We start from the raw sequence: 302 nt of genomic DNA on the forward strand, positions 1-302 counted from the left end.
TTGATTTAAATTTAGGAAATCCTGCCTTTTCTTTAAAGAATTTTTCATATGCGTTTTCTAAATCTTTTAGGGCGTTTTGTAGTGAAAATTTGTCAGGTTCTTTAAGCCACTTTAATTCTTTTTTTAAATTGGTCAAATCAGAACTACACTGTTTATAAGTAAAAGTTTCTTTATCGTTTTTATAAACATCTATTCTTTTAGCAAGATATTTATTATATACAAATCTACAACATCCAAAAGTTTTGTTAATTAGCTCTTGCTGTTTTTTATTTGGATATATTCTAAACTTATAAGCTTTTTCC

At 25.2% G+C, this 302-nt stretch carries 1 protein-coding gene; it reads right to left on the reverse strand.

The genetic code is table 11. The annotated features are described in order from the left end of the window. The coding region (locus KGF42_RS20680; protein ID WP_227826932.1) for a helix-turn-helix domain-containing protein at positions 1-302 on the reverse strand (302 nt) is incomplete at both ends.

The organism is Clostridioides sp. ZZV15-6383 (genome assembly GCF_020657735.1).
Taxonomy (GTDB): Bacteria; Bacillota; Clostridia; order Peptostreptococcales; family Peptostreptococcaceae; genus Clostridioides; species Clostridioides difficile_D.